The following is a 23,382-nucleotide window of genomic DNA, read 5'->3' on the forward strand; positions in this document are numbered from 1 at the left end:
CCGGTGCGATCCGGCCGGATCAGCCGCGGACGGCGGCCAGGGACTCCCTGGCGGCGGCGACGACGTGCCCGGCGGTGAAGCCGAACTCGGTGAACAGGGTCTCGGCGTCGGCGGAGGCGCCGAAGTGCTCCAGGGAGACGATGCGTCCCGCGTCCCCGACGAACCGGTGCCAGGTCAGGCCGATACCGGCCTCCACGGCCACCCGGGCCCGCACGGACGGCGGCAGCACGCTCTCGCGGTACGCGCGCGGCTGCTCCTCGAACCACTCCACGGACGGCATCGACACCACCCGGGTGGCGGTCCCCTCGGCCTCCAGCGCCTCCCGGGCCGCCACGGCGAGCCGCACCTCGGAGCCGGTGGCGATCAGGACGACGTGCGGGGCGCCGGTGGAGGCGTCCGCCAGGACGTACCCGCCCCTGGCCGCGTCGGGGTTCGGCTCGTAGGTCGGCACGCCCTGGCGGGTGAGGACGAGGCCGTGCGGGGCCGGCCGGGTCGAGTGGCGCCGGAGGATCTCGGCCCAGGCGGTCGCGGTCTCGTTGGCGTCGGCCGGGCGGACCACGTTCAGGCCCGGGACGGCGCGCAGCGAGGCGAGGTGTTCGACGGGCTGGTGGGTCGGGCCGTCCTCGCCGAGGCCGATGGAGTCGTGCGTCCAGACGTACGTCACCGGCAGCTGCATCAGCGCGGACATCCGCACGGCGTTGCGCATGTAGTCGGAGAAGACCAGGAAGGTGCCGCCGTAGACGCGGGTGTTGCCGTGCAGCGCGATGCCGTTCATCTCCGCCGCCATCGAGAACTCGCGGACGCCGAAGTGGACGGTGCGGCCATAGGGGTCGGCCGTCGGCAGCGGGTTGCCCTCGGGGAGGAAGGAGCCGGCGCTGTCGATCGTGGTGTTGTTCGAACCGGCCAGGTCGGCCGAGCCGCCCCACAGCTCGGGCAGCACCGGACCGAGTGCCTGGAGGACCTTGCCGGAGGCGGCGCGGGTGGCGAGCGCCTTGCCCGTCTCGAACACCGGCAGCGCGTCCGCCCAGCCCTCGGGCAGCCGGCCGGCCACCACCCGGTCGAAGAGTTCGGCGCGCCGCGGCTGGGCGCCCCGCCACTTGTCGATCCGCTTGTCCCAGGCGGCGTGCGCCTCGGCGCCCCGGTCCAGGGCCCGGCGGGTGTGGGCGAGGACCTCGTCCGCCACCTCGAAGCTCCGGTCCGGGTCGAAGCCGAGGACGCGCTTGGTGGCGGCGACCTCGTCCTCGCCGAGGGCCGAGCCGTGGGAGGCCTCGGTGTTCCGCGCGTTCGGGGCGGGCCAGGCGATGATCGTGCGCATGGCGATGATGGAGGGCCGGCCGGTCTCCGCCCTGGCCGCGGTCAGCGCCGCGTACAGGGCGTGCGGGTCGACGTCGCCGTTCTCGGCGGGCTCGATGCGCCGCACGTGCCAGCCGTAGGCCTCGTACCGCTTCAGCACGTCCTCGGAGAAGGCGGTCGCGGTGTCGCCCTCGATGGAGATGTGGTTGTCGTCGTAGAGGAGGACGAGGTTGCCGAGCCGCTGGTGACCGGCGAGCGACGACGCCTCCGCGGAGACGCCCTCCTGGAGGTCGCCGTCGGAGACGATCGCCCAGACGGTGTGGTCGAAGGGGGACTCGCCCGTGGGGGTCTCCGGGTCGAACAGGCCCCGCTCGTACCGGGCGGCCATCGCCATGCCCACCGCGTTGGCGACGCCCTGGCCCAGCGGCCCGGTGGTGGTCTCCACGCCCGCGGTGTGCCCGTACTCGGGGTGGCCGGGCGTCTTGGAGCCGTGGGTACGGAAGGCCTTCAGATCGTCGAGTTCCAGCTCGTACCCGGCGAGGTGGAGCTGCGTGTAGAGGGTCAGCGAGGTGTGGCCGGGGGAGAGGACGAAGCGGTCACGGCCGGTCCACTCCGGATCGGCCGGATCGTGTCGCATCACCTTCTGAAAGAGCGTGTACGCGGCCGGGGCCAGGGCCATCGCCGTCCCCGGATGCCCGTTGCCGACCTTCTGCACGGCGTCGGCCGCGAGGACACGGGCGGTGTCGACGGCACGCCGGTCGAGTTCGGTCCATTCGAAGCGGTCCGCGCTGTCCACTGTGTGCGTGCTCATCTTCAAGAAATCCTCGATCGGAGCGAAGTTGCCGGTCTGACGTGTTCAAACTTAAAAGTCTGACTTTTGTGAGTGAAGGTCGTCGTGTGCCAGCCTGTGGTGAAACTGGGACACGCCCGCGCGACCGGGCGCACGGGTGGGACGGCACGAGAAGGACATGGCGGACGAAAGCATCCAATACGGCGACGGTGGCGACGGCGGCGGCATCGGCGGAGGCGACGGGATCGATACCTTCCCCTTCCCGGTCGATCTCAGCCTCCTCGGCGTCGGTGTGCAGGTCGGTCCCATGGGCGCCGGCCGCACCTGGCACGCGCACGCCCCACTGCACCGTGTGCACCGCATCGACTTCCACGTCGTCATGCTCTTCACCGGCGGCCCGGTCCGTCACATGATCGACTTCGCCGAGTACGAGGCGACGGCCGGCGACCTGCTGTGGATCCGGCCCGGACAGGTCCACCGCTTCTCGCCCGACAGCGAGTACCGCGGAACGGTGCTGACCATGCAGCCCGGCTTCCTGCCCCGCGCCACGGTGCAGGCCACCGGCCTCTACCGCTACGACCTGCCGCCCCTGCTCCACCCCGACGAGGCGCGGCTCGCCGGACTGACGGCCGCGCTGGACCAGCTGCACCGGGAGTACGAGGACGCCACCACCCTGCCCCTCAGCCTGCACACCGCGGTACTGCGCCACACGCTCTCCGCGTTCCTGCTGCGCCTCGCCCATCTCGCGGTCAGCTCCGCCCAGGCGGCGCGCGAGGGCCTCGGGGACGTGCCGAACGACACCACCTTCACCCTCTTCCGGGACGCGGTCGAGCGGGGCTTCGCCACCAACCACAGCGTCAGCGCCTACGCCGACGCGCTCGGTTACTCCCGCCGCACCCTCGTCCGCGCGGTACGCGCCGCCACCGGAGAGACGCCCAAGGGGTTCATCGACAAGCGGGTCGTCCTGGAGGCCAAGCGCCTCCTCGCCCACACCGACATGCCCATCGGCCGGATCGGCGCGGCGGTCGGTTTCCCGGACGCGGCGAACTTCTCCAAGTTCTTCCACCAGCACACGGACCAGACGCCGGCGGGGTTCCGGGCCGAGCTGCGCTGAAGCGCCGTCAACCGCCGGGGTGCGGGCGCCGGCGGTCGGTGTGCCGTACCGCCCGGCGTGCCATGATCGGCGCCAGGCGGAAGTGCGGCCGGTGAGGGAAGGGTGCGGGCGTGAGGCTGACGATTCTGGGCGGCGGCGGTTTCCGGGTGCCGCTCGTGTACGGCGCCCTCCTCGGGGACCGTGCCGAGGGACGCGTGACGCACGTCGTGCTGCACGACCTCGACGCGGCACGCCTGTCGGCGGTCACCAGGGTGCTGGCCGAACAGGCGGCCGGGGTGGCCGACGCGCCCGAGGTGACCGCCACGACCGACCTGGACGAGGCGCTGCGCGGCGCCGACTTCGTGTTCTCGGCGATCCGCGTCGGCGGCCTCGAAGGCCGCGCCGAGGACGAACGGGTGGCGCTCGCCGAGGGCGTGCTCGGGCAGGAGACGGTCGGCGCGGGCGGCATCGCCTACGGGCTGCGGACCGTTCCCGTCGCCGTCGACATCGCGCGCCGGGTGGCCCGGCTGGCGCCGGACGCCTGGGTCATCAACTTCACCAACCCGGCCGGTCTGGTCACCGAGGCCATGGCCCGTCACCTCGGCGACCGCGTCATCGGCATCTGCGACTCGCCGGTCGGTCTCGGCCGCCGCGTCGCCCGCGTGCTGGGCGCCGACCCGCGGCGGGCCTACGTCGACTACGTCGGCCTCAACCACCTCGGCTGGGTGCGCGGTCTGCGCGTCGCCGGCCGCGACGAACTGCCGCGGCTGCTCGCCGACCCGGCGCTGCTCGGATCGTTCGAGGAGGGCCGGCTCTTCGGCGCCGAGTGGCTGCGCTCCCTCGGCGCGATCCCCAACGAGTACCTGCACTACTACTACTTCAACCGGGAGACCGTCCGCGCCTACCGGGAGGCGTCCCGCACCCGGGGCGCCTTCCTGCGCGACCAGCAGGCCGCCTTCTACGACGAGATGCGCCGGGCCGACGCCCCGGCGCTCGCCACCTGGGACCGCACCCGCGCCGAACGCGAGGCCACCTACATGGCCGAGAACCGGGAGACGGCGGGCGCGGGCGAGCGCGAGGCGGACGACCTGTCCGGCGGTTACGAGAGGGTGGCGCTGGCGCTGATGCGGGCCGTGGCCCGCGACGAGCGCACCACCCTCATCCTCAACGTCCGCAATCGCGGCACCCTGTCGGTGCTCGACGCCGACGCCGTGATCGAGGTCCCGTGCCTGGTCGACGCCAACGGCGCGCACCCGGTGGCCGTCGACCCGCTGCCCGCTCACGCCACCGGGCTGGTCTGCTCGGTCAAGGCGGTCGAACGCGAGGTCATGACGGCGGCCGAGACCGGTTCCCGCACGGCGGCGGTACGTGCCTTCGCCCTGCATCCCCTGGTCGACTCGGTCGACGTCGCCCGCCGCCTCGTCGACGGCTACACGGCGGTCCATCCCGGGCTGGCGTACCTCGGGTAGGAGCGGCCCCGCGCGACGGGCGCGACCCGTCCGTCCCACGGGGCGGCTGCGCCCGCCGTGCGGCTCGCCTACGCGGGGGCGCCCGCGGCCGGGTGGTCCGGTGCCGGGGCGCCCACCGGGCCGGCGACCGGCGCCACGGCCGCCGGACGACCGGCGGAAGCGGGAGCCGAGGCCGGAGCGGGGGAGGGAGCCGGAGCAAGGGCTGGCGCCGCAGCCGGAGCAGGAGAGGGAGCCGAAGCCTGAGCCGATGCGCTCGCGGACGGCGACGGGGACGGCGACGCGGACGCCGATACCGCCCCGGTGGTCGGGGCCGGTCCGCCGGGCGGTTCCGTGCGCTGGTGGGGGAGGGGCACCGGTCGCAGCGAGCGCGGCCCGGACACCACCGCGTAGTCCTGCCCCAGGAACGGCGGGGTCAGTTCGCCCGGATCGTCGCCGAGGGCCAGCCGGACCGCCGCCCAGGGCGCGTTGACGCCGCACAGCGCCAGCTGGTGCAGCCCGCCGGCCGGGCGGGTGTTGACGTCCATCAGGACGGGCCGGTCGCCGAACATCCGGAACTGCACGTTGGACAGGTGGTGCAGCCCGAACGTCTCGGCGATGAGCCGGGCCGGTCCCAGCCACCGCTCGTGGAGCGTGAACCCCCGGCGGCGGCCGTTCTTGGTGCGGCCCACGGCCAGCCGCACCCGGTCGTCGGGCCCGGTGAGGCAGTCCACGGAGACCTCCGGCTGCTCCAGCCGCGGCATCACCAGCCAGTCCACCGGCTCCTCGGCCGCCCGCAGCGCCTCGACGACCAGCGGCAGCGGCACCTCCGGGCTCGGGAAGCCGTTCAGGTGGGCGAGGGAGAACGGGGCGCGGGTGACCATCCGGAAGCCCACGCCGCCCGCGCCGGACGCCGGTTTGAAACACGCCCGGTGGCCTCGCCCCTCCAACTCCTCCACCACGGCCACGAGTTCGTCGGCCGTGCGGACCCGCCACCAGGGTGGGACCGGCACGCCGACCGCCCGTACGGCCTCGTAGGCGACCACCTTGTCCTGGAACACGGCCACCGCCTCCGGGGGCGGCGCCAGCAACGCCGTACCGGCCGCCTCGAACTCGGCACGGTGGGCCACGAGCGCCGCCTGGTGCAGCCGGGGCACGAACACGTGGATGCCCCGGCGCGCGCACTGGTCCAGGGCGTACTCGACGTATCCGGCCGGGGACAGGCCCTCGGGCTCCAGCTCGGCCGTGTCGGCGGCGGCCAGGACGGGGGAGTCCGGGTCGCCGTGCGTGGCGTGGATCTCGACGGCCCGGTCGGCGGGATTTCTCCGCAGCTGATCCATGAAGAAGACGTTCTCCGCGTACGTGCGGTTGAGCCAGACGCGTACGGGAGAAACCATGCAGGCCGCCTTTCGCGGGTCGCGGGCAGGGCGAAGCCGGCCGTGCCCGGCCAAGGGGGGATGGAGGGACACCAAGCCGCCCTGCGCGGAGGGAGAATCGTGGCGGTGGTGTCGGGGCGATCATAGGGGGTCCGGTGCCCGGGAGCGCAAAGCGCGTCACACGCACGCGTCCGCGCTCCTCGAGGGCATGCGCGCCCGCTGGTCCGACGGGGCGAGCCGCCCTTGTGAGCGGGTCCGGGATGTGATCTCGTGATCTCGTGACCTCGAACGCGCGTCCGGAAGGGGCGGGGATGACGGCGACGGACGATGGTCCGGGACAGCTGTGGGCCATCAGCGACCTGCACATCGGCTACGAGGAGAACCGCGCACTGGTCGAGAAGATGCGCCCGGAATCCGACGACGACTGGCTCCTGGTGGCCGGCGACGTGGCGGAGACCGTGGCCGACGTCCGCTGGGCCCTCGGCACCCTCGCGGACCGCTTCCGCCGGGTGATCTGGACCCCGGGGAACCACGAACTCTGGACGCACCCCAAGGACTCCGTCACCCTGCGCGGCGTCGCCCGCTACGAGCACCTCGTCGAGATGTGCCGCGAGCTGGGCGTGACGACGCCCGAGGACCCGTACCCGGTCTGGGAGGGCGCCGGCGGTCCTGCGGTCGTGGCACCGCTGTTCCTGCTCTACGACTACTCGTTCCTGCCCACCGGATGCGCGACCAAGGACGAGGGGCTGGCGTACGCCCACGGCACCGGCGTCGTGTGCAACGACGAGTACCTTCTCCACCCCGACCCGTACCCGAGCCGCGAGGCCTGGTGCCGGGCGCGGGTAGCGGAGACCGAGCGCAGGCTCGCCGCGCTCCCGGGCGGGCTGCCGACGATCCTCGTCAACCACTACCCGCTGGACCGCCACCCCACCGACGTCCTGTGGTACCCGGAGTTCGTCATGTGGTGCGGCACCCGCCTGACCGCCGACTGGCACCGCAGGTTCCGGGTCGACACCATGGTCTACGGACACCTGCACATCCCGCGGACCACCTGGCACGAGGGCGTCCGCTTCGAGGAGGTGTCGGTGGGCTACCCCCGCGAGTGGCGCAGGCGGACCGGGCAGCCCGGACAGCTGCGCCGCATCCTGCCGTCGCCGCCGCGAGAGGAGACCGCCCGGTGATCGAGGACCTGCTGCCCGCCACCGTGGTCACCGTGGAGGCCCACGGGCGGGACGACGCCGGGCACCTGCCCCTCTACCCGGAGGAGGCGGCGCTCGTGGCCCGGGCGGTCGACAAACGCCGCCGGGAGTTCACCGCGGTGCGGTCCTGCGCACGCCGGGCCATGGAGAAGCTCGGCGTGCCGGCCCAGCCCGTGCTCCACGGCGAACGCGGCGCGCCGCAGTGGCCGTCCGGGCTGGTCGGCAGCATGACCCACTGCGACGGCTACTGCGCCGCCGCCCTGGTCCGCGCCACCGACCTGGCCTCCGTCGGTATCGACGCCGAGCCCGACGGGCCGCTGCCGGACGGCGTCCTGCCCGGGGTGTCCCTGCCCGTCGAGGCGGAGCGGCTGCGCCGGCTGGCCCGGGAACGGCCCGGCCTCCACTGGGACCGGCTCCTCTTCAGCGCCAAGGAGTCGGTCTACAAGGCGTGGTTCCCCCTGACCGGGCAGTGGCTGGACTTCATGGAGGCCGACATCGAGATCTCCGTGGACCCGGTGGATCCGCGCCGGGGCACCCTGCGCGCCGCCCTCCTGGTGCCCGGGCCCCTCGTGGGCGGCCGGCGCCTCGGCCACTTCGACGGCCGCTGGACCGCCCGGCACGGCCTGGTCGCCACGGCGGTCACGGTCCCGCACGCCTGAACCCCGCCGCCCGGGCCCGGGCGGCGGGTCACGGTCGTGGGCACCAGTCGCGCAGGAGCCGGAAGAACGCCTCCTCGTTCCCCGTCAGTCCGGCGGCCTCCAGCGCCCGCTCCGCCTCGGCCAGCACGGAGGGCGGGACGACGGGTGGGCGCGGGGCGTCCGCCGGGCCCGCCGCGGTGTCGAAGCCGGCCCGCACGGTGTGCAGGAGCCGCAGGTAGGCCTGAACGGCCGTGCGCTCGTGGTCGGTCAGTACGGCGGTGGTCATCGGTCGGCTCTCCCCACAACGACGTCAGCGGTCACGCGCCCCCGCACGGCGGTGGCACACGTCCAGCTTGCCGCCCACCACTGACAATCCCGCTCAGGACTCCGGTCGCTTGACGCTCTCCAGGAGCATGTCCAGCCACTCGGCGACCTTGTCGCGGTGCTGGTCGGTGGGGAGTTGCGCGGCCCGCCAGGCGATGCCGCGCACGCCGTGGTCCTGCAGCAGCCGCTCCAGGGGGTCGTCGTCGACCGCGGCCGCCTGCCGCTCCCGGTCGGCGAGCTGCTGCAACAGCTCCTGCTCGGTGCGCTGCAGGGCGCTCGCGAGCGCCTCGGGGTCCTCGGCGGTGAGGAACCCGGCGTGCACCCGGAAGAAGCGCTGGATGGCGTCGCAGTGCTCCATGGTGGGCCGCCGGTCGCCGTTGATGAGGGCGCCCGCCTGCTGCCGGGACATGCCGGCGCCGTCGGCGATCTCCTGCTGGGTGTACTTGCGGCCGTTCGGCTTCAGCCGGGTACGGCGCAGCAGGTCCAGGCGCTGCACGAACCGGGCCTGCACGTCGGGTTCGCCGGCCGGGCGGCCGCCGAGCAGCGCGCCCGCCACGGACTCGGGGACGCCGGAGGCGGCGGACAGCCGGCCGACGTCGAAGACCTCGGCGTGCGGTACGCCGAGCCGGTCCGCGAGGTCGGCGACGCGGGCGACGACGGCGGACAGCGCCGCCGTCGGCATGGCACCCGGACCCTCGAAGCCACCCGTCACCGACAGCTCTCCTACGTCTCTCACAGGCCTCACAGGCTTTGCACAAGCGGTTGCCGTGAACTCCCGGAGAGTAGCCTGCCGCTCGAACTCACATCCAGGTCTCGCCACAACTGTGGCCTATTTCAGCCGTCAACAGGCACGAAATGCCACGATAGTTGACACGCCTTGCACCGGGGCACCAGGATCGGGACGCCGCGAGAAGGCCGCATAGGCAAGAGGGGTGACCTCCCGATGGCATTTCAGGCAGGAGGGCAGCGGCCGGCGCCGCGGCCCGGTCCCGCGTCCCCCGACGCCCAGGCGTATCTCCAGGACTACACCGCGCTCCTGGAGGCCGTCGCCTTCCCGTCCCTCGTCGTCGACCACCGCTGGGACGTGGTCCTGACCAACAGCGCCTTCCGGACACTCTTCCGCGGGGCCGGCCCGCACCCGACGGCCATGCCGGGCGACAACTTCCTCCGGTTCGTCCTCTTCCACCCGGACGCGTCCGGGGTCCTCGGGGAGCACGAGTCGAGCTGGTGCCTGCCCATGCTCGCCCACTTCGCCGCCACCCTGGAGCGGTACGGCCACGATCCCGGGCTGCAGGCCGTCCGCCGCGACATCGCCCAGGACCCGATCATGGAGGCCGCCTACCGCCAGGGCCTGCCCCACTGGATGCGCGCCGTCGGCGCCGAGGCCGTCGAACACGACGGCGCGGTCCGGCCGTTGCACCACCCCGACCCGCGCTGGGGCGCCACCGAGTGCCGGGTCGTGATGGAGGCCCCGAGGGTGCTGGAGGAGCTGGGCTACACCCGCCTGACGCTGGTCCTGCGCGAGCCGCGCCGTACGCCGCCCCGGCCCGCGCGGCCCCGTCGCGGCACCGCCCGGCTGAGGGTGGTACCCGCCTCCGAGTGACACCGGGCGACCCCCGCGGGAGGGTCGCGGCCCTGTTCCCAGTCCGTGTGATGTGTGACATAGTACTGCCGTGATCGAGTCGCTGACCTGCGATGTCGTGGTGGTCGGGGCCGGGATGGTGGGCGCGGCCTGCGCGTGGTACGCCGCCCGATCGGGGCTCGACGTGATCGTCGTGGACCGCGGCCCGGTGGCCGGCGGCACCACCGGAGCGGGGGAGGGCAACCTCCTGGTCTCCGACAAGGCACCGGGGCCCGAGCTGGACCTCGCCCTGCTGTCCGCCCGCCTGTGGAGCGAACTGCCCGGGGAGCTGGGCCCCGCCGTCGAGTACGAGGCCAAGGGCGGGGTGGTCGTCGCCGAGACCCCCGAAGCGCTCGCCGGCCTGGAAACCTTCGCCGCCGGGCAGCGGGCGGCCGGGGTGACGGCGGCGGCCGTCGCGGCGGACCGGCTCCACGAGCTGGAACCCCGCCTGGCCCCTGGTCTCGCGGGCGCCGTGCACTACCCCGAGGACGCCCAGGTGATGCCCGCCCTGGCCGCCGCCCACCTGCTGCGGGCCTCGGGGGCCCGGCTGCGCACCGGCCGGACGGTGACCGGCATCCGGCGCGGGCCCGACGGCGCCGTGCGCGGAGTACGTACCGACCGCGGCGACCTGCACGCACCGGCGGTCGTCAACGCGGCCGGACCCTGGGCCGGTGAGGTGGCCGCCCTGGCCGGTGTCCGGCTGCCCGTCCTGCCCAGGCGCGGCCACGTCCTCGTCACCGAACCGCTGCCGCCCCGCGTGCGGCACAAGGTGTACGCCGCCGACTACGTCCACGACGTCGCCAGCGACGCGGCGGGCCTGCGGACCTCCCCGGTCGTGGAGGGGACGGCAGCGGGGCCGGTCCTCATCGGCGCCAGCCGCGAACGGGTCGGCTTCGACCGGTCGGTGTCCGTCCCGGCGCTCCGGGCGCTGGCCGCGGGGGCGACGCGGCTGTTCCCCTTCCTCGCGGAGGTGCGGGCCGTGCGGACCTACGCCGGCTTCCGGCCGTACCTGCCCGACCACCTCCCGGCGATCGGCCCCGACCCGAGGGCACCCGGCCTCCTCCACGCCTGCGGGCACGAGGGAGCGGGCATCGGGCTGTCCACCGGCACCGGGCACCTGATCGCCCAACTGCTGAGCGGTGAACGGGCGGCCCTCGACCTCGACGCGTTCCGCCCCGACCGCTTCTCCGAGGAGGCCCCGTGAATCCCCTCCGGCTGGTCCGGGCGCGGCCCGCGCCCGCCCTCACCGTCACCGTCGACGGCCGGCCGGTCCAGGCGCTGCCCGGCCGGACCGTCGCCGCCGCGCTCTGGGCGGCCGGCATCACCTCCTGGCGCACCACCCGCGGCTCGGGCGGCCCGCGCGGGGTCTTCTGCGGGATCGGTGTGTGCTTCGACTGCCTGGTCACCGTCAACGACCGTCCCAACCAGCGCGCCTGCCTGGTCCCCGTGCGTCCCGGCGACAGCATCCGCACCCAGGCCGGGACCGGTCATGAGGACTGAGCTGGCGGTGGTCGGAGCGGGCCCGGCCGGGCTCGCGGCGGCCCTCGCGGCGGCGGCGGGAGGGCTGCGGGTGACGGTCCTCGACGCCGGGGACCGGCCCGGCGGGCAGTACTTCCGGCAGCCCGCCGCCGAGCTGGGCGCCCGGCGCCCGCAGGCCCTGCACCACCAGTGGCGCACCTGGGCGAGACTGCGGGACGGGCTCGCCGACAGCGGCGTCCGCGTCCTGACGGAACACCACGTGTGGTTCGTCGAGGAGCGGTCCGGCGCCTTCACGGTGCGCGCCCTGCTCGGCCCCGGGCAGGACGAACCGTCCGACGTGCACGCGGACGCGGTGCTGCTCGCCACCGGCGGCTACGAGCACGTCCTGCCCTTCCCCGGCTGGACGCTGCCCGGCGTCGTCACCGCCGGGGGTGCCCAGGCCATGCTCAAGGGCGGGCTGGTGGTGCCCGGGAGGACCGCCGTCGTGGCCGGCACCGGACCACTGCTGCTTCCGGTGGCGACCGGGCTCGCGGCGGCCGGCGTGCGGGTGGCGGCCCTCGTCGAGGCGGCCGACCCGAAGCGGATCGCCGGCCACGTCCGCGCCCTGGCCGGCAAACTCCCCGAGGGCGCGGGCCACGCCGCCCGGCTGCTGCGCCACCGCGTCCGCCCGCTCACCCGGCACGCCGTCGTCCGCGCCCACGGCGAGGACCGCCTGACCGGCGTGACCGTCGCCGCACTCGACGCCGGCGGTCGGGTCCGGCGCGGCACCGGACGCCACCTCGCCTGCGACACCCTGGCCGTCGGCCACGGCATGCTCCCGCACACCGATCTCGCCGACGGCCTCGGCTGCCGCCTGGACGGTCCGGCGGTGGCCGTCGACGCCGAGCAGCGCACGAGCGTGCCCGGCGTCTGGGCGGCCGGGGAGGCCACCGGCATCGGCGGCGCCGCCCTGGCCCTGGCCGAGGGGCACCTCGCCGGCCGCTCGATCGCGGCCCGGCTGCGGGGCCTCGAGCCCGACCCGGCCGGATGGGCGCGGGCCGCGAGGGCGCGCGAGACCCTGCGGACGGCCGCCGCCGCCCTCGCCGCCGCCTTTCCCCCGCCCGCCGGGTGGACCGGACAGATCACCGACGACACCGTGGTCTGCCGCTGCGAGGAGGTGACCGCCGGCGCCGTGAGGGAGGCCGTCGAAGGGCTCGGCGCGGGCGACGTCCGCACCGTCAAGCTGCTGACCCGCGCCGGGATGGGCTGGTGCCAGGGCCGGATGTGCGCCCCCGCGGTCGCCGGTCTCACCGGCTGCGAACCCGGCCCGGCGCGACGGCCGTTCGCCCGCCCGGTGCCCCTCGGCGTGCTCGCCCGGGCGCGGTCCGAGGAACCCGAAGAGACGCAGGAACCCGAGAGAGGACCCTCATGACTGACCACCGTCCCTGGCGCGGCGTCCTCGTCGCCACCGCGCTGCCGCTGCGCGAGGACCTCTCCGTCGACCACGACGCCTACGCCGAGCACTGCGCCTGGCTGGTGGCGAACGGCTGCGACGGCGTCGTCCCCAACGGCTCCCTCGGTGAGTACCAGGTGCTCACCCCCGAGGAGCGCGCCCGGGTCGTGGAGACCGCCGTCGCCGCGGTCGGCGGGGCACGGGTCGTGCCCGGCGTCGCGGCCTACGGCTCCGCCGAGGCCCGCCGCTGGGCCGAGCAGGCACGCGAGGCGGGCTGCGCCGCGGTGATGCTGCTGCCGCCCAACGCCTACCGTGCCGACGGGCGTTCGGTCCTCGCCCACTACGCGGAGGTGGCGCGGGCGGGCCTGCCGGTCGTCGCCTACAACAACCCCGTCGACACCAAGGTGGACCTGGTGCCGGAACTGCTCGCCCGGCTGCACGGCGAGGGCCACATCCGGGCCGTGAAGGAGTTCTCCGGAGACGTCCGCCGCGCCTACCGCATCGCGGAACTGGCCCCGGAACTCGACCTGCTGGCAGGCGCCGACGACGTCCTGCTGGAGCTGGCGGTCGCGGGCGCCAAGGGCTGGATCGCCGGGTACCCCAACGCGCTGCCCGCCGCCTGCGTCGAGCTGTACCGCGCCGCCGTCGCCGGTGACCTGGCCACGGCCGAGCGGCTGTACCGGATGCTGCACCCGCTGCTGCGCTGGGACTCGAAGGTCGAGTTCGTCCAGGCCATCAAGTGCTCCATGGACCTCGCCGGGCGGCGCGGCGGCCCCTGCCGCCCACCGCGCGTCCCGCTGCTGCCCGACCAGGAGGCCGCCGTCCGCGCCGCCACCGAGAAGGCCCTCGCGGCCGGACTCGCGTAGGGAGCCCCGTATGCGCAGCAGACTCGTCCTGCACGCCGTCGACTCGCACACCGAGGGCATGCCCACCCGGGTGGTCACCGGCGGCGTCGGCACCCTCCCCGGCGCGACCATGAACGAGCGGCGGCTGTACTTCCGCGAACACCGCGACGACGTCAAGCGGCTGCTGATGAACGAGCCGCGCGGCCACGCCGCCATGAGCGGCGCCGTCCTCCAGCCGCCCACCCGGCCCGACTGCGACTGGGGCGTCGTCTACATCGAGGTCTCCGGTTACCTGCCCATGTGCGGCCACGGCACCATCGGTGTGGCGACCGTCCTCGTCGAGACCGGCATGGTCGAGGTCGTCGAACCCGTCACCACCATCCGCCTCGACACCCCCGCCGGGGTCGTCGTCGCCGAGGTGGCCGTGGAGGGCGGCGCGGCCCGGGCGGTGACCCTGCGCAACGTCCCGTCCTTCGTCGTCGGCCTCGACCGCGAGGTCACCCTGCCCGACGGCCGGACCGTGCGGTACGACCTCGCCTACGGCGGCAACTTCTACGCGATCCTGCCCCTGGAGCGGCTCGGGCTGCCCTTCGAGCGGTCCCGCAAGGACGACATCCTCACCGCCGGGCTCGCCCTGATGGCGGCCGTCGACGAGGCGGAGGCACCGGTCCACCCCGAGGACCCGTCCATCCGCGGCTGCCACCACGTGCAGGTGACCGCGCCCGACGCCACCGCCCGCCACTCCCGGCACGCCATGGTGATCCACCCCGGCTGGTTCGACCGCTCGCCCTGCGGCACCGGCACCAGCGCCCGCATGGCCCAGCTCCACGCCCGCGGACACCTTCCGCTGCGCACCGAGTTCGTGAACGAGTCCTTCATCGGCACCCGGTTCACCGGACGGCTGCTCGGCGCCACCGAGGTCGGCGGCCGGCCCGCCGTGCTGCCCAGTTTCACCGGCCGGGCCTGGATCACCGGCACCGCCCAGTACCTCCTGGACCCCGACGACCCCTTCCCCGCCGGGTTCGTGCTGTGAACGCCGGCGGTCCCGCCCTGCCCGTCCTCGGAGGCAGGAAGACCAGTCACCGCGAGCGGGTCGCCGAGGCGCTGCGTGCCGCCCTCGTCGCGGGCGAACTGCGCCCCGGCGAGGTCCACTCGGTGCCCCGGCTCGCCGCCCGCTTCGGCGTCTCCGCCACCCCCGTGCGCGAGGCGATGCTCGACCTCGCCAAGGAGGGGCTGGTCGACACCGTGCCCAACAAGGGGTTCCGGGTCACCGCCGTCTCCGACCGGCAGCTCGACGAGTACACGCACCTGCGGTCACTCATCGAGATCCCCACCACCGCCGCACTCGCGGGCACCGCCGACCCCGCGGCCCTGGAGGCACTGCGCCCGGTCGCCGAGGAGACCGTCGCCTCCGCCGTGGCCGGCGACCTCATCGCGTACGTCGACGCCGACCTGCGCTTCCACCTCGGGCTGCTGGGCCTGGCGGGCAACGCCCATCTGGTGGACGTCGTCCGGGACCTGCGCCGGCGCTCCCGGCTGTACGGGCTGACGGCCCTGGCCGAGCAGGGGCGGCTCCAGGCCTCGGCCGAGGAACACCTGGAGATCCTCGACGCGTTGCTCGCCCGCGACGAGGAGGCCGTGCGCGCGGCGACGACACGGCACCTGGGACACGTGCGGGGCCTGTGGGCGGCCCGCCCCGACCGGTCGGCGGCACATCCGGCCTGAGCGGCGGCGCCGCACGCACGGGCCGGGACCGGCGTCCCGACGGCCCGGCGCCTCCCCGTCGGGGGAGTCGCTCCGACGGCCCGCCACCCTCCCTCGGGGCGGCGCGCCCGCGAAGTTACCCGTGCGTTCCGCACGTCGGAGAGGTGACAGCGGCAACTGTGCGGGGCGGTGGGCGGCGTGACACCGTCATCTCCGTCAGCGACCGACGGGAGGGAGTAGACGTGAACAAGGGCTACGCCGTGTACTGCGACGCGGACCCGTACTTCTACGACGCTCCCCACCGCACGTCCCCGCGGACCGGTGCCGGGCGCTCCCGGTACGCCGCGGCCTCCCGGCCCGTGCCGGAGGGTTGGCAGCGCAACGAGAGCGGCGACTGGCTCGCCCTGCGTCCGGTCGACGCCACCCTGCCCGACCAGGGCTGGAAGATCCACGTCGCGGCCTGTCTCGACAACGCCGAGAGCGTGCTGGACCGCGTGTGGCTGCACTGCGTCGAGCGCGGCACGGCCTTCAAGTTCGTGCCCAGCCGCTACCTGCTGCACCAGCGCAACGCCAAGTACGCCGACCGGGCCGGCAGCGGCAAGTTCATCACCGTGTACCCGGCGGACGAGGCGGACTTCGAGCGACTCGTGGACGAGTTGTCCGGCCTGCTGGCCGGCGAACCCGGACCGCACATCCTGAGCGACCTGCGGATCGGCGAGGGCCCCGTGCACGTCCGGTACGGCGGCTTCACCCGCCGCAACTGCTACGACGCGAACGGCGAGCTGCGGCCGGCCGTCACCGGCCCCGACGGTGTGCTCGTGCCCGACCTGCGCGGACCGGCCTTCCGCATACCCGACTGGGTGCGCCCGCCCGCCTTCCTGCGCCCGCACCTGGACGCCCGTGCCGCGGTGACCGTGACCGGCCTGCCCTACACCATCGAGTCGGCGCTGCACTTCTCCAACGGCGGCGGCGTCTACCTCGCCCGGGACACCCGCACCGGCGAGCAGGTCGTCCTCAAGGAGGCCCGCCCGCACGCCGGTCTCGCGGCCGACGGCGCCGACGCGGTGGCCCGGCTGCACCGCGAACGCCGGGCGCTGGAACTGCTGTCGGGGCTCGACTGCACGCCCGAGGTGCTGGACCACCTCAGGGTCGGGGAGCACCACTTCCTCGTACTGGAGCACATCGACGGCAAGCCGCTGAACACCTTCTTCGCCCGTCGCCACCCGCTCATCGAGGCAGACCCGGACGAGCGGAGACTCGCCGAGTACACCGCCTGGGCCCTCGACGTCCACGCACGGGTGGAACGCGCCGTCGCCGACGTCCACGCCCGGGGCGTGGTCTTCAACGACCTGCACCTGTTCAACATCATGATCCGCGAGGACGACAGCGTCTCGCTGCTGGACTTCGAGGCCGCGCACCACGTCGACGAACCCGGCCGGCAGACCGTCGCCAACCCCGGCTTCGTGGCGCCGGCCGACCGGCGGGGCGTCGCGGTCGACCGGTACGCGCTGGCGTGTCTGCGGCTCGCGCTGTTCCTCCCGCTCACCAGCCTGCTGGCGCTCGACCGCCGCAAGGCGGCCCACCTCGCGGACGTGATCGCGGAGCGGTTCCCCGTGGACCGGTCCTTCCTGGACGCGGCGGTCGACGAGATCACGGCCGGTGCCGACGGCGCCCGCCCTCAGCGGCGGCCGTCCGGTCCGGTGGCGCCGGTCCGGCCGAACGACTGGCCCCGCAGCCGGGACTCGATGGCCGAGGCCGTCCGCGGTTCCGCGACGCCGTCCCGCACGGACCGGCTCTTCCCGGGCGACATCGCGCAGTTCGCCACGGCGGGCGGCGGTCTGGCCTTCGGCCACGGAGCGGCCGGAGTGCTGTACGCCCTGGCCGAGAGCGGGGCGGGACGGGACGAGGACGGGGAGCAGTGGCTGCTGGAGCGGACCAAGCAACCGCCCTCGGGCATGCCGCACGGCTTCCACGACGGCCTGGCGGGCCTCGCCTGGACCCTGGAGCGTCTCGGCCACCGCGACCGCGCCCTCGACCTCGTCGAAATCCTCCTCGACCAGCCCTTCGGCCACCTGGGTCCCGACCTGCACAGCGGCACCGCCGGACTGGGCCTGGCCCTCGACTCGCTGGCCGCCACCACCGGCGAGAGCGCACTGCACGCGGCGGCCCTGCGCTGCGCCGAGCTGACCGCCGACGGCAGCCGCGCCGGGAGCGAGGGCTCCGGCCGGCCCCGCGCGGGACTGCTGTACGGCGCCGCGGGACGCGCGCTGCTCTTCGTACGGCTCTTCGAGCGTACCGGCGACCCGTCCTGCCTCGACCTGGCCCGTGACGCGCTGCGCGAGGACCTCGCCCGCTGCGTCCGCGGTGCGGGCGGCGCGCTGCAGGTGGACGAGGGCTGGCGCACCATGCCCTACCTGGGCGCGGGCAGCGTGGGCATCGGCATGGTGCTCGACGACTACCTCGCCCACCGGGACGACGAGGAGTTCGCCCGGGCGCGGGGCGAGATCGTGGCGGCGGCGCAGGCCATGTTCTACGCCCAGCCCGGGCTCTACCGGGGCGTCGCCGGCATGGTGCTGTACCTCGGCCGGACCACCGCCGCGGTGCCCGGCACCGGCCCGGCGGCCGTCGGGCGCCAGCTCGAGGCCCTGGCCTGGCACGCCATGTCCTACCGCGACCGGCTCGCCTTCCCCGGCGAGCAGATGATGCGCCTGTCCATGGACCTCGCCACGGGCACGGCCGGATGCCTGCTGGCCGTCGCCTCCGTACTCGGCGACGAGCCCGCCGCCCTGCCGTTCCTGCCGCCGCTGCCGAAGAACAGCGGCCCTCAGACTCGGCCCCGTCAGGGGTCGTGACCGAAGCACACCCGTTGCCGTACGAAGGGACAATGTCATGAACCTGTTTGACCTGCAGTCGATGGAGACCCCCAAGGAAGAGGCCATGGGGGACGTCGAGACCGGAAGCCGCGCGAGCCTGCTGCTCTGCGGCGACAGCAGCCTGAGCATCACCACCTGTAACTGACGCGGGAACTGACCGCCGCGGTGGCGTGGTGAGCCACGTCGCCCGGTAACGGCGCCCCGGGGACTCCCGGGGCGCCGACGCATGCGCTCGGACGGCCCGGCCGCACACCCCACCCGGGGGCGACCGGAGTCCCGGCGCGACGGAACGGACGGAAGGGGCTGGGGCCGGTGGCGGAGACGAGGCCCCGCGAGCGGCGGCCGCCCTCGGCGAAGGACCCGGCCGGCCGCGCGGAACGGGGGCGCGGGCTCGAAGCGCTGGTGCTGTCGTGCTCGGTCGCGGCAGCCGTGGCGGCGGTGGCCCAGCCCGTCGTCCTCGGCCGGACACTGGACCTGCTGCTGCGCGACGGCGACGCCGGACACTGGCTGGCCCTGAGTGCCGCGCTGCTCCTGGGCGAGCTGCTGTTCGACAGCCTGACCTCGCTGTTCACCGGCCGCTGCAACGCCGCTCGGACGGCGTCGGTCCGCCGCGGCGCCCTCGCCGGGCTGCTGCGCGCCGCACCCGAGCGCGCACGCCCCTGGACGCCCGGGGACGTCGGCACCCGCCTGACCCTGAACGCCGCCGACGCGGGAGGCGCCCCCGCGGCCAGGGCGTCCCTGGCGGCCTCGCTCGTCACCCCGCTCGGCGCGCTCGTGGCACTGGCCTTCGTCGACCTGTGGGTGACGGCCTGCGTGCTGGCCGGACTGCCCGCCCTGGCGGTGGTGCTGCGGGCCTTCGCCCGGGACACCGGCGCGTCGGTCGCCGCCTACCAGCGCACCCAGGCCCGGATCGCGTCGCGGCTCCTGGAGACCCTGGACGGAACGGCGACGATCGTCGCCGCGGGGACCACCGCCCGGGAACGCGCGCGGGTGCTGGCGCCGCTCGCCGAACTCGCCGATCAGGGTCGGCACATGTGGGCCCTGCACGGACGGGCCCTCGCCAGGAGCGGCGTCCTGGTCCCGTTGCTGACCCTGGCCGCGACGGCCGTCGGCGGGCTGCGCCTGGCCTCCGGCGACCTGAGCGTGGGGGACATGCTCGCCGCCTGCCGGTACGCGCAGCTGGCCGCCGGCGTCGGGGGGACCGCTTCCCTGCTGGGCGCGGTCGTGCGCGGTCGCGAGGCCCGGCGCCGGACCCTGGAGCTGGAGGAGACGGCCCCGCTGGCCCACGGGCCGCTGCGCCTGCCCCCGGACGGCCCGGGCGCACTCGAACTGCGGGGCGTGCGCGTGGTGCGCGACGGCAGGGAGGTCCTGCGTGCCGACGGAGTGCGGGTGCCGGGCGGGGCCACGGTCGCCGTGGTCGGCCGCAGCGGATCGGGGAAGTCCGTGCTGGCCGCCGTGGCGGGGCGGCTCGTCGACCCCGACGCGGGGCAGGTGCTGCTGGACGGCGTCCGTCTCGACCGGCTGACCCGTCAGGAGCTGCGTACCGAGGTCGCCTTCGCCTTCGAGCGCCCGGCGCTGGGGGAGGGCACGGTCGCCGAGGTGATCGCCGCCGGGGCGCGGCGGCCTTCGTCCGAGGAGGTGCGGCAGGCGGCCCGGGCCGCGGGCGCCGACGGCTTCGTCCGCCGACTCCCGCACGGGTACGACACCCCCTTGGGGGCGGCGCCGCTCTCCGGCGGGGAGCGCCAACGTCTCGGGCTGGCACGGGCGTTCGCGCACGCCGGACGGCTGCTGGTCATGGACGACGCCACGTCCAGCCTGGACACCGCCACGGAGCACGAGGTCGACCGCGCCCTGCGCCGCTCGGTGCGGCCCGGCACCCGGCTGGTCGTCGCGCACCGCCAGTCGGTCGCGGCCCGCGCGGATCTGGTCCTCTGGCTGGAGGACGGGTGCGTGCGGGCCGCCGGCACACACCGGGAGCTGTGGGAGCTGCCCGGCTACCGCGCGGTCTTCCGGACCGGCGGCACCGATCCCGCACCGCCCCGCGGGACCCCCGCCGCCCCGCGGCCCGAGGAGGTACGGCCATGACATCGGCCCGGTACCGGCGAACCAAGGCCCCGGAGCGTGCGGAGGGTCCGGAGGCCGACGGGCGCGGTGGGCCCCGGGACGACGGGGCCGGGACACTGCGCCGGGTCGCGCCGCCGGCCCGCCGCTTCCTCGGCCGTCGCAAGGGGGTCCTGGTACGGCTCACGCTGTGGTCGCTCGCCGAGTCGGGGCAGGCGTTCCTGGTCGGCTACGGGGTGGCCCACGCCGTCGACGGGTTCCTCGCCGGGGACACCCGCCGCGGGCTGCTCTGGCTCGCGGTGGCCCTGCTCGCCGTACTGTCCGGCGCCCCGGTCGTGCGGGGGGTGTTCGCGCAGCTCGCCGGGTTGACGGAGCCGTTGCGCGACGGCCTGGTGCGCCATGCGGTGGACCGTTCCCTGGCCCGGGCGGCGGCGGGCGGAGCCGGCGGGACGGACCGCGCGGCCGTCTCCCGGCTGACGAACCAGGTCGAGATCGCCCGGGACAGCTTCGCCGGACTCGTCCTGACCCTGCGCTCCTTCGTCTTCACCGCGGCCGGAGCGCTGCTCGGCCTGCTGTCCCTGCACCCCGCCCTGCTCGTGGTCGTGCTGCCGCCGCTGGCGGGCGGCCTGGCGCTGTTCCTGGTGACGCTGCGGCCCATGGCGGCGGCGCAGCGGCGTGCGCTGGCGGCCGACGAGGCGCTGGGCGACCACGCGGCGCGGTCCCGGTCGGCGCTGCGGGACCTCACGGCCTGCGGGACCGCACCGGAAGCGGAACGACGCGGCGGGGAACTGGTCGACGACGCCGCCGCGGCGGCCCGGCTCCTGGCGGGCTGGGCGGCGGTGCGCACGGCGGCGCTCGGTGTCGCGGGTCACCTGCCCGTGCTGGCGCTGCTGGCGGCGGTGCCGTGGCTGCGCGGGCGCGGGGTGTCGGCGGGCGCGCTGCTGGGCGCGTTCACCTATCTCGCGCAGTCCCTGCTGCCCGCCCTGCACACGCTGATGACCGCGTTGGGGACGGCGGGGGCCCGGCTGCTCGTCGTCCTGGACCGGATCCTCGGTCCGGGCCCCGTGCCGGTGCCCGTGCCGTTGCCGGCGGCCAGGGACGGCCTTCGGCCGGCACCCGGCGGCCCGGCCGCGACCAGCACGGCCCACCCGGGCCTCGCGACCCCCGCGATCAGCGAAGCCCCCGCGGTGGAACTGCGCTCCGTCACCCTGGCCTACGGCGTCCGGGCGGAGCCGGTCCTCGACTCCCTCGATCTGCGGGTCGCCCCCGGCGAACACCTCGCCGTCGTGGGCCCGAGCGGTATCGGCAAGTCGACGCTCACCCGTCTGATCGCGGGCACGCTCGCGCCCAGTGCCGGCGAGGTACGGGTGGCCGGGCGCGCCGTCACCGGCCCGCCCACCGACGCACTCGCCGCCGAGCGGGTGCTCGTCCCGCAGGAGGCCTACGTCTTCTCCGGCACCGTCGCGGAGAACATCGCGTACCTGCGCCCGGACGCGTGCCGCGCCGAACTCGACGCCGCCGCCCGGGCGCTCGGCCTGCGACCGCTGATCGAGCGCCTCGGCGGGCTCGACGCGGCCGTGCGCCCCGCCGAACTGACCGACGGGGAACGGCAGCTCGTGGCGCTGGCCCGCGCGTACCTGTCGCCCGCGCCCCTGCTCCTGCTCGACGAGGCCACCTGCCACCTCGACCCGGCGTCCGAGGCGCGGGCGGAGGAGGCCCTGGCACGGCGGCCGGGAACCGTGCTGGTGGTGGCGCACCGTCTGTCGTCGGCGGTCCGGGCCGACCGGGTGCTCGTCCTGGACGGTGTGAACGCCGTCTGCGGTACGCACGAGGAGCTGCTGGACCGCTCACCCCTCTACCGCGACCTCACGGGTCACTGGCACGCGGGACCACCCGGACAGCCGTGACCGCCGCGCGGGGAGCGGCCACGGCACCGCGGTGGCTCCGTCAGGCCCACCCCGCGCTCTGGACGATCCGGATCGCGTCCACCCGGTTGCGGGCCCCCACCTTCCGGATCGCCGTGGCCATGTAGTTGCGGACCGTTCCCCGGGACAGGTGCAGCCGCGCCGCTATCTCGGCGATCGGCGCCCCCTGCGAGGCCAGGGAGAGCACGCTCAGCTCGCGGGTCGTCAGGGGCATCTCCGCGCCCTGCAACAGCGCCACGGTGAGCGTCTCGTCCAGGAACCGTTCCCCCTTGGCGACCGTGTGCACCGCCGTGAGCAGCCGGTGCACCGGGGCGTTCTTGTCGACCAGTCCCAGCGCGCCCCCGTCGAACGCCCGGCGCAGCACCCCCGGCCGCCGGGCGGTCGTCAGCACGACGAACCGGTCCCCGAACGCGTCCCGCAGACGCGGACCGCGTACGTCCCCCGGCGCGTGCAGGTACTCGCCGTCCACGACACACACGTCCGCCGGCAACTCCTCACCGTCCGGCTCCCGTGAGCTGGGACACAAGGACGTGACCTCCAGCGTGTCGTCGGATCTGAGCAGTTGCACCAGTGCCGACCGCAGCAGTTCCTCGTCGTGCACCACAACCGTACGAACCATCTCCCCCACCCTTGTCAGCGGCCACCTCGTCCGGACGGCCGGCCAGGCACCCCCGCGCCACGGGCCGTCTGCCCTGATCCGACCCGGCGGAACACAGGGCGCACGCGTGTGCGAGCCCCACCGCAGTCAATTGGCCGTCCCGGAGCCCCTCCAGGACAGACGCGGGGACGTCCGTACGCGACGAACAAGGCGGATAACCCACCGGTCCGCGGTCGGCCCGAGCGTGTCGGGGCCCGCCGTGCGGCCCACGCCGCCGGGTCCGCCCGGTCCGGTGCCCTGGTGACGGCGGCACGGCACCCCACGCGGCGCCCGGAGCCGGCCCGCCGCAACGAAAACTCGAACAGACCGGAGGAGGCCGGAAACAGTCGCCGTCCAATTCGGCGTGAAATGCGCCTGCCTCAGCGGCCGTTGTACGCGTCCGCTCGAATCGGACGGCGTACGGGTCGCGCAGGGTCGTGCGGCAGCGGCACGCTCAACAGCGCGAGGCACACCCCACACCCCGGGGTACGGGCCGTCGGGTCGGGGATGCCGTGCATGCCTGCCGTGATCGCGACCATCCCCGGCCCTCGGGACCGCCGCCCCTCACGTACCGACGACCTTCACACCGGCGCCACCGCACCCTTCCCTGACGTTTGCTGCTCCTGGAACACTCCATTCGCGCGCAT

20 protein-coding genes are annotated in these 23,382 nt (G+C 75.0%); 15 read left to right on the forward strand and 5 right to left on the reverse strand.

Going from position 1 to position 23,382, the window contains the following annotated elements:
- Positions 1–19: 19 nt before the first annotated feature.
- Positions 20–2,104 carry a transketolase gene (gene tkt / locus ACGF5T_RS26865; protein ID WP_356610905.1) on the reverse strand — a complete coding sequence of 695 codons (2,085 nt, stop codon included), beginning with the start codon at positions 2,102–2,104 and terminating at the stop codon, positions 20–22.
- Positions 2,105–2,261: 157 nt separating this feature from the next.
- Here tkt and ACGF5T_RS26870 point away from each other — a divergent pair, with 157 nt between their 5' ends.
- Entirely contained in the window at positions 2,262–3,197 is a 936-nt protein-coding gene (locus ACGF5T_RS26870; RefSeq protein WP_356610903.1) for an AraC family transcriptional regulator, read from the forward strand.
- A gap of 110 nt (positions 3,198–3,307) precedes the next feature.
- Positions 3,308–4,645 carry a 6-phospho-beta-glucosidase gene (locus tag ACGF5T_RS26875; RefSeq protein ID WP_366767450.1) on the forward strand — a complete coding sequence of 446 codons (1,338 nt, stop codon included), beginning with the start codon at positions 3,308–3,310 and terminating at the stop codon, positions 4,643–4,645.
- A 68-nt stretch (positions 4,646–4,713) separates the two neighbouring features.
- On the opposite strand, the gene ACGF5T_RS26880 is transcribed toward ACGF5T_RS26875, so the two are convergent.
- Positions 4,714–6,018, reverse strand: a complete 1,305-nt coding sequence (locus ACGF5T_RS26880) for an ATP-grasp domain-containing protein (protein ID WP_366767451.1) — start codon at positions 6,016–6,018, stop codon at positions 4,714–4,716.
- 290 nt (positions 6,019–6,308) lie between these two features.
- Between ACGF5T_RS26880 and ACGF5T_RS26885 the strand changes: the two genes are divergently transcribed.
- Positions 6,309–7,178: a metallophosphoesterase gene (locus ACGF5T_RS26885; RefSeq protein ID WP_366767452.1), complete on the forward strand. Its 870-nt coding sequence runs from the start codon at positions 6,309–6,311 to the stop codon at positions 7,176–7,178.
- Entirely contained in the window at positions 7,175–7,855 is a 681-nt protein-coding gene (locus ACGF5T_RS26890) for a 4'-phosphopantetheinyl transferase superfamily protein (protein ID WP_356610896.1), read from the forward strand. Before ACGF5T_RS26885 ends, ACGF5T_RS26890 begins: the two co-directional genes overlap by 4 nt.
- Positions 7,856–7,883: 28 nt before the next feature.
- Here ACGF5T_RS26890 and ACGF5T_RS26895 read toward each other — a convergent pair whose 3' ends face one another.
- Together ACGF5T_RS26895 and ACGF5T_RS26900 are read right to left on the reverse strand one after the other, a co-directional pair.
- Positions 7,884–8,120: a hypothetical protein gene (locus ACGF5T_RS26895; RefSeq protein ID WP_356610894.1), complete on the reverse strand. Its 237-nt coding sequence runs from the start codon at positions 8,118–8,120 to the stop codon at positions 7,884–7,886.
- 93 nt (positions 8,121–8,213) lie between these two features.
- Complete coding sequence (locus ACGF5T_RS26900; protein WP_356610892.1) at positions 8,214–8,870, reverse strand: helix-turn-helix transcriptional regulator; 657 nt, start codon at positions 8,868–8,870, stop codon at positions 8,214–8,216.
- A 231-nt stretch (positions 8,871–9,101) separates the two neighbouring features.
- On the opposite strand from ACGF5T_RS26900, the gene ACGF5T_RS26905 reads away from it, so the two are divergent.
- The 11 genes from ACGF5T_RS26905 to ACGF5T_RS26955 all read left to right on the forward strand — a co-directional run bounded on the left by ACGF5T_RS26905 (position 9,102) and on the right by ACGF5T_RS26955 (position 22,080).
- Positions 9,102–9,761, forward strand: a complete 660-nt coding sequence (locus ACGF5T_RS26905; protein WP_366767453.1) for a hypothetical protein — start codon at positions 9,102–9,104, stop codon at positions 9,759–9,761.
- Between the two features lie 70 nt (positions 9,762–9,831).
- Positions 9,832–10,983: an FAD-binding oxidoreductase gene (locus tag ACGF5T_RS26910; protein ID WP_356610890.1), complete on the forward strand. Its 1,152-nt coding sequence runs from the start codon at positions 9,832–9,834 to the stop codon at positions 10,981–10,983.
- Positions 10,980–11,279: a (2Fe-2S)-binding protein gene (locus tag ACGF5T_RS26915; RefSeq protein ID WP_356610888.1), complete on the forward strand. Its 300-nt coding sequence runs from the start codon at positions 10,980–10,982 to the stop codon at positions 11,277–11,279. The genes ACGF5T_RS26910 and ACGF5T_RS26915 overlap by 4 nt, the downstream gene beginning before the upstream one ends.
- On the forward strand, positions 11,269–12,669 hold the full coding sequence (locus ACGF5T_RS26920) for an FAD-dependent oxidoreductase (RefSeq protein WP_366767454.1): 1,401 nt from the start codon (positions 11,269–11,271) through the stop codon (positions 12,667–12,669). Before ACGF5T_RS26915 ends, ACGF5T_RS26920 begins: the two co-directional genes overlap by 11 nt.
- Positions 12,666–13,556, forward strand: a complete 891-nt coding sequence (locus ACGF5T_RS26925; protein WP_356610885.1) for a dihydrodipicolinate synthase family protein — start codon at positions 12,666–12,668, stop codon at positions 13,554–13,556. Before ACGF5T_RS26920 ends, ACGF5T_RS26925 begins: the two co-directional genes overlap by 4 nt.
- Positions 13,557–13,566: 10 nt before the next feature.
- Complete coding sequence (locus ACGF5T_RS26930) at positions 13,567–14,568, forward strand: proline racemase family protein (protein ID WP_356610883.1); 1,002 nt, start codon at positions 13,567–13,569, stop codon at positions 14,566–14,568.
- Positions 14,565–15,260 carry a GntR family transcriptional regulator gene (locus ACGF5T_RS26935; protein ID WP_366767455.1) on the forward strand — a complete coding sequence of 232 codons (696 nt, stop codon included), beginning with the start codon at positions 14,565–14,567 and terminating at the stop codon, positions 15,258–15,260. Before ACGF5T_RS26930 ends, ACGF5T_RS26935 begins: the two co-directional genes overlap by 4 nt.
- A gap of 221 nt (positions 15,261–15,481) precedes the next feature.
- Entirely contained in the window at positions 15,482–18,091 is a 2,610-nt protein-coding gene (gene lanKC / locus ACGF5T_RS26940; RefSeq protein ID WP_366767456.1) for a class III lanthionine synthetase LanKC, read from the forward strand.
- A 37-nt stretch (positions 18,092–18,128) separates the two neighbouring features.
- Positions 18,129–18,257, forward strand: a complete 129-nt coding sequence (locus ACGF5T_RS26945) for a SapB/AmfS family lanthipeptide (RefSeq protein WP_003972313.1) — start codon at positions 18,129–18,131, stop codon at positions 18,255–18,257.
- Between the two features lie 167 nt (positions 18,258–18,424).
- Entirely contained in the window at positions 18,425–20,197 is a 1,773-nt protein-coding gene (locus ACGF5T_RS26950) for an ABC transporter ATP-binding protein (RefSeq protein WP_366767457.1), read from the forward strand.
- Positions 20,194–22,080, forward strand: a complete 1,887-nt coding sequence (locus tag ACGF5T_RS26955) for an ABC transporter ATP-binding protein (RefSeq protein WP_366767458.1) — start codon at positions 20,194–20,196, stop codon at positions 22,078–22,080. Before ACGF5T_RS26950 ends, ACGF5T_RS26955 begins: the two co-directional genes overlap by 4 nt.
- Positions 22,081–22,120: 40 nt before the next feature.
- Here ACGF5T_RS26955 and ACGF5T_RS26960 read toward each other — a convergent pair whose 3' ends face one another.
- Positions 22,121–22,717: a response regulator transcription factor gene (locus ACGF5T_RS26960; RefSeq protein ID WP_366767459.1), complete on the reverse strand. Its 597-nt coding sequence runs from the start codon at positions 22,715–22,717 to the stop codon at positions 22,121–22,123.
- Positions 22,718–23,382: the final 665 nt, after the last annotated feature.

The organism is Streptomyces sp. NPDC047853, assembly GCF_043204535.1.
Taxonomy (GTDB): domain Bacteria; phylum Actinomycetota; class Actinomycetes; order Streptomycetales; family Streptomycetaceae; genus Streptomyces.

Bases quoted from the DNA above. Each gene is read 5' to 3' on its own strand.
- ACGF5T_RS26895 (WP_356610894.1), bottom strand. From the start codon at position 8,120: ATGACCACCGCCGTACTGACCGACCACGAGCGCACGGCCGTTCAGGCC.
- ACGF5T_RS26930 (WP_356610883.1), top strand. From the start codon at position 13,567: ATGCGCAGCAGACTCGTCCTGCACGCCGTCGACTCGCACACCGAGGGC.
- ACGF5T_RS26960 (WP_366767459.1), bottom strand. From the start codon at position 22,717: ATGGTTCGTACGGTTGTGGTGCACGACGAGGAACTGCTGCGGTCGGCA.
- ACGF5T_RS26880 (WP_366767451.1), bottom strand. From the start codon at position 6,018: ATGGTTTCTCCCGTACGCGTCTGGCTCAACCGCACGTACGCGGAGAAC.
- ACGF5T_RS26905 (WP_366767453.1), top strand. From the start codon at position 9,102: ATGGCATTTCAGGCAGGAGGGCAGCGGCCGGCGCCGCGGCCCGGTCCC.
- ACGF5T_RS26885 (WP_366767452.1), top strand. From the start codon at position 6,309: ATGACGGCGACGGACGATGGTCCGGGACAGCTGTGGGCCATCAGCGAC.
- ACGF5T_RS26925 (WP_356610885.1), top strand. From the start codon at position 12,666: ATGACTGACCACCGTCCCTGGCGCGGCGTCCTCGTCGCCACCGCGCTG.
- tkt (WP_356610905.1), bottom strand. From the start codon at position 2,104: ATGAGCACGCACACAGTGGACAGCGCGGACCGCTTCGAATGGACCGAA.
- ACGF5T_RS26945 (WP_003972313.1), top strand. From the start codon at position 18,129: ATGAACCTGTTTGACCTGCAGTCGATGGAGACCCCCAAGGAAGAGGCC.
- ACGF5T_RS26955 (WP_366767458.1), top strand. From the start codon at position 20,194: ATGACATCGGCCCGGTACCGGCGAACCAAGGCCCCGGAGCGTGCGGAG.
- ACGF5T_RS26870 (WP_356610903.1), top strand. From the start codon at position 2,262: ATGGCGGACGAAAGCATCCAATACGGCGACGGTGGCGACGGCGGCGGC.
- ACGF5T_RS26920 (WP_366767454.1), top strand. From the start codon at position 11,269: ATGAGGACTGAGCTGGCGGTGGTCGGAGCGGGCCCGGCCGGGCTCGCG.